Source organism: Okeania sp. SIO2B9 (genome assembly GCF_010672505.1).
Classification (GTDB): Bacteria; Cyanobacteriota; Cyanobacteriia; order Cyanobacteriales; family Microcoleaceae; genus Okeania; species Okeania hirsuta.
Genome location: NZ_JAAHGK010000150.1, coordinates 1 through 8706, shown reverse-complemented (window position 1 = coordinate 8706; position 8706 = coordinate 1). Strand labels below are relative to the sequence as shown.

General features: G+C 36.3%; 7 protein-coding genes and 1 pseudogene. 4 read left to right on the top strand and 4 right to left on the bottom strand.

What is annotated here, in order from left to right; all coding sequences use genetic code 11:
• Positions 1-618: 618 nt before the first annotated feature.
• From F6K13_RS07815 to F6K13_RS07800, 4 genes are all read right to left on the bottom strand, one after another.
• The gene (locus tag F6K13_RS07815) at positions 619-1275 is read right to left on the bottom strand and encodes a XisI protein (RefSeq protein WP_124144810.1); all 657 of its coding nucleotides are present in this window, start codon (positions 1273-1275) and stop codon (positions 619-621) included.
• 5 nt (positions 1276-1280) lie between these two features.
• Complete coding sequence (locus F6K13_RS07810) at positions 1281-2627, bottom strand: AAA family ATPase (RefSeq protein ID WP_240038938.1); 1347 nt, start codon at positions 2625-2627, stop codon at positions 1281-1283.
• A gap of 101 nt (positions 2628-2728) precedes the next feature.
• Positions 2729-4123: an MFS transporter gene (locus F6K13_RS07805; RefSeq protein WP_124147868.1), complete on the bottom strand. Its 1395-nt coding sequence runs from the start codon at positions 4121-4123 to the stop codon at positions 2729-2731.
• 554 nt (positions 4124-4677) lie between these two features.
• Complete coding sequence (locus F6K13_RS07800; protein WP_124146611.1) at positions 4678-6522, bottom strand: NAD(P)H-quinone oxidoreductase subunit F; 1845 nt, start codon at positions 6520-6522, stop codon at positions 4678-4680.
• Between the two features lie 241 nt (positions 6523-6763).
• Here F6K13_RS07800 and F6K13_RS07795 point away from each other — a divergent pair, with 241 nt between their 5' ends.
• The 4 genes and pseudogenes from F6K13_RS07795 to F6K13_RS07780 all read left to right on the top strand — a co-directional run.
• Positions 6764-6913 (top strand): hypothetical protein, encoded by a 150-nt coding sequence (locus F6K13_RS07795; RefSeq protein WP_161564658.1) that lies wholly within the window; start codon positions 6764-6766, stop codon positions 6911-6913.
• 11 nt (positions 6914-6924) lie between these two features.
• Positions 6925-7236 carry a carbon dioxide-concentrating mechanism protein CcmK gene (locus F6K13_RS07790; protein ID WP_124146612.1) on the top strand — a complete coding sequence of 104 codons (312 nt, stop codon included), beginning with the start codon at positions 6925-6927 and terminating at the stop codon, positions 7234-7236.
• A gap of 434 nt (positions 7237-7670) precedes the next feature.
• Positions 7671-8012, top strand: a complete 342-nt coding sequence (locus F6K13_RS07785) for a carbon dioxide-concentrating mechanism protein CcmK (RefSeq protein WP_124146613.1) — start codon at positions 7671-7673, stop codon at positions 8010-8012.
• A 555-nt stretch (positions 8013-8567) separates the two neighbouring features.
• Positions 8568-8642 (top strand): annotated as a pseudogene (locus tag F6K13_RS07780) (EutN/CcmL family microcompartment protein); the annotation flags it as partial.
• Positions 8643-8706 lie beyond the last annotated feature (64 nt).

Genomic DNA, 8706 nt, shown 5'->3' with positions numbered 1-8706 from the left:
TGTTTGTTTCTGCTGGTAATTTAGTTGAGTGTGACTAGGTGGAGGGAGTGGGGGAGCAGGGGAGTAGGGGAGTCGGGGAGTCGGGGAGTAGGGAAAGAAAGCTTCAAAGGGAAAAGGTTTTTTGATCGCTGATTATCGGGACATTACATTGCACAACTTTTGAGCTTCAATATATAGTAGTTTAACTTAAAAATGAGACGTTTTTTCGTCTGAAACTCCCTCATAGCAAGAAAGCTTTGTCTCAATCTAAAGTTAAATGACTATAACCCAAATTATCTTTATTCAGAGGCAAAGACATCAGTATTGTTATATCAACTAATCAAAAAAAAATGGAGAGAAATAGCTGTACAAAAAGCATCCATTGCTTCAGTAAAAATATTCAAAGGTTTATTTCTTCATTGCCTGTTGTACCAAGGGTGAAAAAAGAATGCTGAAAAATAGCGGTTCCAGTTAATTTTATATCATGTCCGCTAGTATCGTTTGTGTAAACCCAAGAGTGAATATCTACAAAAAATTTAAGTTTTTTTGGACTTTTAAGTCTTCTGTTCTAGATAACTAAAGCCTTCTTCCCTCTTCACTTCTTCCTTCTTCCTCCTTCCTTCTTTCTTACTTATACCATTAATTCACTGCAAATTCTGTCAAATGTCGAACTTCTGGCGGATGAAAACCTAATACAATTTTATTTTTAGGAATACCTGCCATAACTAAATCTAACGCAATTCCATCTTCTAATCCATCTTCGTGAATCCAAATTTTCTCATTAATAATTTCCAAGTGAACTACACAACCATGAACTCTTTTTCCTTTTAAATATCCTACTGTTAATAATAAATAATTTTTGTGGTCTTCACCAACAATAAACTTTCGTTCTAAGTTACCGTGAGCATAGGGTAATCTAGAATATTCTCCCAAAATTTTAGTAATAATTTTCGGAAATTCATCAGCTAAATCCTTCAAATTTTCTGCATCCCATAACTTTGACTGTTCTATAAATGCTGCCCAAGGAGTTTGATTATCTGCAGTTAGTTTCATCAAATTTCCTAACTCTTTAGCTATTTCATAACGCTTACTATTTGCTTGAGCAATATGATTACCTGTTTCAATAATTGTGGCTAAAGGTAAAACAAAAATAGTCTTTGCTTTCTCCTCTTTTTCCAAAATTTCATAGACTTTAACCTTATCCCATTTATTACCTTCAGAACCACAAGTTTCTTTCCCAGGCACACCTAAATAAACACAGAGAATTGAAGTATCAATAATTAGCACTTTTTTCATACTCTCTAATCTGCTTTGAGACTCTTCTCAATTAAACCCTTACTGGCAATTTTCCCTAAAGTTCCTGATGCCATTAACTTCGGTAAATCTTCAATATTCTCTAAAGGAATTAACTGACTTTCTCCAGTTTGTTTATCTCGATAAGCCACCATTACAAAAGGAATAAATTTTGGAGTTAGTTCATCTAATAAAGCAGAATTATGGGTTGTAACTAAAACATCAATTTGGCGCTCCTCACCAATTTCTCTTAACATTTGTAAAAGTAATCCAGCACGAGAAGGATGTAAACCATTATCTACTTCTTCTATAACAATTAAACTTTTTTCTGGCTGAGTTAACATAGCTGTTAAAATTGCCAAAAATCGTAAAGTTCCATCTGACATTCCACAAGCATCAACTATCATTGGTTGTTGATTAGGATGCCAGATTTCTTCACAGTAAAGCATGGCATCGCGACCTAGTCTTCCTACAGTTTCAGCCCAAATTTTTCGCATATCTCCTTCTGGTAATTGTGCCAGATATTTTAATAAATATTCTTCTACTTCAGCTTTCTGTTTTTTGGGTAATGCTGCTAAAACTCCGGCAATATTAGAACCATCTCTTTCTAATTTTTTTGATAGGGGTGAATAATCCCGCATTTGGGAAGGTATGGGATTTAAAATAAAAATCTTTTTGAGAAGATTTGGTACTATACTTTCGGCAAGCATAATTTGATGAACATTATCAAATTCATAGAAAGGAATCTGTGTTGTAAAACGATCCAACCAAGGATTAGGAGTGGGATAAATTTTTTCAATATATTCTTTATCTGCTTCAAAAAGCTTATACTTTACCCCGTCTGGTACCACAGTTGAGGGGATAAAAGAAAGTTGCTGAAATGAATTACTATCTGAGAGTTTTTGACTATCAATCAAAGTTAAAGATTCATATATTACCTGTATAGTAGGTTGAGTTTCTATAGTAATTTTATAAAGATAATCACCCGCTTCATTTTCGCCATCTACTAATACTTGAAAACTAAATTTTGTTTCAGGTTTTCTAACTGCCCATTCAACCCCACCTCTAATACCTGAAGTAAAGCGATCGCCTGTTAATACCGCTTCTACTGAAGTACCTTGCATAATACTATTCAAAAAATCCAAAGCATCAACAACATTAGATTTTCCACTAGCATTAGTACCAATTAAAACTGTTAAAGGGTCAATATATAACTCAGCATGGCGGAAACTTTTCCAATTTTCCAAAGTTACTTGTTTTAACATAAAACCTAACACCTTCTTATTATACCAATTACTAAAAGTGATGCTATACTTAGGTAGCACTTCAATTATTAAGTAATTAGCATCAGCCAAATCATTTTTTTGATAATTGGCATCCTATTTAGCATTAATTATTCTTATTTTTACCACTCCCCTACTCCCCCACTCCCTTACTCCCCTACTCCCCTACTCCCCTACTCCCCTCTTTCCCTCAACTTCAACAATATTTCATCATGTACTTCCCGCGTAATAGGATATAAATAAGCCAATAATAATCCAACAATTAAAAACACAGTAGGCAACGGACCAATTGCCACCCGAATTGCCAAAAGAGCAGACTCCGGTTGAATAGGTCGAGTCTCCCCAGGAACACTTTCAATAAACCCAGCAATATCCAAAGCTACCCCTACCAAAAACAATCCAATAGCTAACCCTACCTTCTGCAAAAAAACCATAAAAGAATAAAAAATTCCCTCCCTTCTTTGCCCAGTATTTAACTCATCCAAATCAATAACATCAGGAATCATTGACCAAGGAACTAAATAAGCAATTGACACTCCAAAACCAGCCATTATTGCCAAAAAATACAATAAACCAACCTGTCCAGGTTGAATAAAAAATAACCCACCCTGAGCAATTATCCACAAACAAACACCCATAAAATAAACAGCTTTCTTCCCCAGTTTTTTACTAACAAAACTCCAAACAAATAACATAGTTAAAGCAGTACCTTGAACAGCGATCGCCACTTGAGGAAAAGTCGCTTCTGGTAGCTGCATCCAGTTAATTACAAAGTAAGGCAAAATCGAAGCTGTTAATTGCACTCCCAACCAAGAACACAGATAAATTCCAATGACAAATAAAAACGGACTATTACTAAAAGCTACTCGAATTTGTTCAGCAATAGGTAAATTAGTATTATTATCTTCCTCCTGTTTTTTATTAACAGAAAGTGTCCGTTTACGAGTTCCAAAAAAACACCAATAAATAGGTAAAACAGAAATTATGGCACAGACTATACCCAAAACTATATATTGTTGAATAGGATTATCTGGGAAAATAGAAAAAATTAATTGAGCAAGAACTAAAGAAAGAATACTACCACTAATAGAAAAAGCAAATCGGAAACTATTTAAACTTGTTCGTTCATGGTAATTTTGTGTTAACTCTGGAGTCAAAGCAGCGTAGGGAAGATTAACAACTGTATAAGCAAGATTAAATAAAATAGCAATTATCACATAATACCAAAATAAAAAAGATTGATTCGTACTAGGAACTATCCACTGCAAAAAAAATAAAATCCCAAAAGGAATAGCACCAAAAACCATCCAAGGATAACGTCTACCCCAAGGATGAACAGTGCGATCGCTCATCACTCCAATTATCGGGTCATTAATAGCATCAGAAATTTTACCAATCATCAAAATACTACCCGCAATACCAGCAGGTAAACCAGCAACATTAGTAAAGAAAAATAATAAGAAAAATACCTGGACATTACCGCAAATTGCCGGACCTAGATCGCCAGCACCATAAGCTAATTTCGTCCAGAAGTTAAGTTTTTCAGTTTGAGGGGAAAAGTTATTCATAAGATATCTCCAAAAAATAGGGAGTAGGGAGCAGGGAGTAGAAAGTTTTCATTAACATAAAATACAGAAATTTTGGCTTAAAAGCAGAGGGCACAAGTTTTGTAGTTTACCTTGTGAAAACCGTTATAAATACTCAAAACTTAGGTTTAATATAATAGGACTGACGCACGAGGCACGAAAAAGTAGTGTTTTAAATTACTTCCGGTGTCGGTCGCTGCGGACAGAAATACCTTCAACTGCATAAGTCCTGATAATAGAGTTGTCGCTAAATAAAGGGAAAAAATCACTCTAACCTAGACAGAGCAATAATTCCAAGCATTTTTATTTTCCAATAGCTACAATCCTTACAAAACAAGGTTTTTGGGATTTTTTTCAGTTATAAAGCGACAACTCTAATAGATATCTCTAGAAAATAGGGAATAAGCAACAGGAAGAAATATTTGAATATTTATGGATAAGAACTTGAGTAAAAGCACTAATACCAAAACGTTTTTCGCCCTTCCGCTCTAACCCTTCCGCTCTAACCCTTCTGCCTTCTTCATTCTTCCTTACCTTCAAAAGCTAAAATCAATCAACCACAGTGCCAAAACCCCCAAGACACCAACCCCTATCAGAATAGTAAGCACATAAGATTGACCTTTACCAGATACCCCATACTTCAAACCCTCCCCACTAAAAATCGTTGCCAAACCAACTAAATTAACAACTCCATCAACAATATAACGGTCAACCCAAGCATTTAACCTTGAAAGTTGGCTAACCGCAAATACCACAGTTACATCGTAGAAACGATCGATATAGAAATCATAAGCAAGCAAATCTTGAACAAAACGCAAAGGAGCATATACTGGTCGAGACCAAATTCTGCCTAACTCCATCATGCTACCAAAAATAACACCAATCAAACCAGATGCAACTAACAAAATCACAACAGCTAAATTAATATAACCCCAGTCAGGTAATAGTGATAACCGTTGCATCATTATCGGTGTGAGTAGAGTAACGATAATTAACGATACCATCGGTACAGCCATTGGCCAGGGAACTTCTGGTGCCCGTTTCGTTTTCGGTTGAGATTCACCCCAGAACACCAAACGATAAACACGGGTTAAATTTAAAGCAGTCAGGAAATTAACAAATAACAAAACAGGTACAACCCAAGGATCGATAATCCAAAACACATCTAAACCTTGTCGTAACGCCCAGAAACCCCCTAAAGGTAATAACCCGATTAAACCTGCAGTACCTACTAAGAAAGAAGTTGTCGTAACTGGCATTCGAGACCCCAAACCCCCCATTTCTGTAAGATTTTGGCTATTTGTAGTCAAAATTACCCCTCCAGCACTCATAAATAATAGCGCTTTAGCAATGCAATGAGCTAATAGTAACAGCAAGCCAAAACCAGTCCATTGTGTACCAACAGAAATAAACACTAAACCTAGGTAAGCACTGGTAGAATGAGACAAAGCACGCTTAAGGTCAATTTGAGCTAAAGCAACAAGAGAAGCTCCGATCGCAGTTATAGTTCCGATCACCACTAATACATCTAGAGCTATAGGAGCAATAATTAAAATCGGCTGCATTTGGATCAGTACATAAGCTCCCATGGCAACCACCACAGTATTCCGCAAAATTGAAGCTGGGTTTGGCCCTTCCATTGCCTTATCCAACCATAGATGCAGAGGAAATTGAGCGCATTTACCTATTGGCCCCGCAATCAAAGCCAATCCTAACAAATTACCAGTAATAGGAGAAAGTTCTACTCTTTCAGCCCATTCATATAGGTCAGTAAAATTCATACTGCCAGCTAAAGCTGATATGGCAACTACTCCCATGAGTAGTAAAACATCTCCGACTCGCTTCGTTAAAAACGCATCTCTAGCTGCTGTTACGACCAGGGGTTGAGCATACCAAAAACCTACTAACAAATAAGTAGAAAGAGTCAGCATTTCTAGCAAAGTATAGGAAATGAACAAAGAGTCACTAATTGTTAAGCCACTCATTGCTGCCTCAAAAAATCCCATTAGTCCAAAAAATCTGGCTAGCGCCCAATCCTTTTCTAAATATCCCAAAGCATAAAGTTGGGCTAATAGACTGAAACCCGTCACAACATCCATTGCTCCAACGGTTACAGATGAGATATTAAAGGCAAAAGATAAGTTGAGGTCTGCCGTTTGTAGCCAGTTGAATATGATTTCTCGTGGTTCTTGGTGACAAACAGCTTGATAAACAATGGAACCATGAATAAAGGCCAATAACGTCATCAAGATATTAAAATAAGCTGCTGGCCGTGGTCCCGTACGTTGAATTATCCCTGTTGACCAGGGTAAAGTCAAAATTGCTCCAATTAAACCATAAAAAGGTATCCACCAACAGTTTTGAGTCAGAAATTCCATGATTTATTATTTATTTACCTTTACTGTTAAAAATAAATATATATTATTAATATAGGTTCAACTTATTATAAGTATATGTACTGATTTTTTTGCTACTTACAGACCATGGTTCCAAAAGTAATAAAAAAAAATTTAGGATTGGTATCTGGAGGCTGAGGATCGCTAGAATTAGTAATTAAGTCATTAAGTCCAAAGATTTCAATCTTAGCTAATTTATTTTTATAAATACCTGCAATTATGAATTATGATGATAGTTGCTATTGTCAACGATGCCATGTTTCTCTATGCTAAAACTATAGCATTTGATAGGTTTAATCATAATAATGGGAATTCCCTTGAAAACTATCTAGAGACAACACTGGCCTCAATGCTTAAGTTAACTATTGGTCAATAGGAGGAAAATAAATGCCAATTGCTGTGGGAATGATTGAAACTAGAGGGTTTCCAGCGGTAGTAGAGGCTGCTGATGCTATGGTTAAAGCAGCTAGAGTTACTCTGGTCGGTTACGAAAAAATTGGTAGTGCTCGTGTAACAGTAATTGTCCGAGGAGATGTATCAGAAGTACAAGCTTCTGTTGCTGCAGGTATAGAATCAGCCAAACGAGTTAACGGTGGTGAGGTAGTATCAACTCATATCATTGCTCGTCCCCACGAAAACTTAGAGTATGTATTGCCAATTCGATATACTGAAGAAGTCGATCAGTTCCGAACTTATTAGTTAGCAAGACTCATTTGAGGCAGTGAGAATTACTACAAGTATTTTGACTAGAACTGGTTGATGAAAAGTTTTTTTTGCAGATAACTGCAAATATAATGATTAAAATCTTAGAACTAAGTAACTTTGCAGATCAAAAATCTACATCTGTGACCAATAATGCTTGACTTTCACAAGCTTTAGGATCGTGCTTTAGGTTCTGTAAGAAAAAACACCAACTTTACCCTAAGATCTTAGGGCAATCATTATTTAAGAGATTGCCCATTCCAGGGAAAGCCTTCAAAAATTATCATCTAAAATTCTAGTAAATTTAGGAATTAATCACTCCCCAACTTAGAGCATTATTTGGAAAAGCAATTATTATTCCAAATAGCCATAGCTAGGATAAAGTCAATACATATACAAGTAAAGCAAAAGAATATCACGGAGTAAGAATAATGTCAATTGCCGTCGGGATGGTAGAAACCCTAGGCTTTCCAGCAGTCGTAGAAGCAGCAGATGCAATGGTGAAAGCTGCACGAGTTACCCTTGTTGGCTATGAAAAGATTGGTAGTGGTCGGGTAACTGTGATCATTCGCGGAGATGTATCAGAAGTACAAGCTTCAGTAGCAGCAGGAGTTGATAACGTCAAGCGGGTGAATGGAGGCCAAACAATGTCTACCCATATCATCGCTCGTCCCCATGAAAACCTAGAGTATGTTTTACCTATTCGTTATACAGAAGAAGTAGAACAATTTCGTGACAGCACCAACGCTGTTCGTCCAGTAAATAGACCATAACTTGATTGCGGATAGCAGGTTTTGAGATTGAACTGAAAAAGAGAATTTACCTAGAAGGTGTTTCCTAGAGTCAAACAACAGTAGATAAGTTTCCTACTTTTAAAAGCTGTATTCCTTGGAATGAGGATTTTATGATCTACAAGAGTTAAATGGAGTATACCGTCAACAGATATAGTTCCATTCGTGAACTTCTGGAGTTTATTGAATCCTCAATCCTGACTGTGGAACTGTAAAATAGTTTCTGTTTTGAGTCTGACCACTAAAAGCTGCAATTTTTTAGATGCGATAAATATCTGAGACGCAGCAAATATATCAAAGCACTCAGCAATAATCAGTCAATATTTACTGAACGCTGAAGGGTATTTTATGGCAGTTAGGCATGACCGTAATATCCTACAGACTAGAAAAATCTAGCACCTTTGGGTAGAAGCAGAAGATATTAGTGAGCATTAGTGACTAAATTCTAGCACATAATAAAACCGAGAGTGAAAAACAACTTTTCAGGTTTCAATCTAAAATCTCATATCTGAAAATCATGTAATTAAATTAGAGATCATGCAAATTGCCAAAGTTCGTGGCACTGTTGTTAGCACCCAAAAAGAGCCTAGTTTACAAGGAACAAAGCTACTTCATATTTAGGCAATGGATGGCCTTCTTCGTCTATGAATTGCAGCAGAAGTAGCTTTGTTCCTTG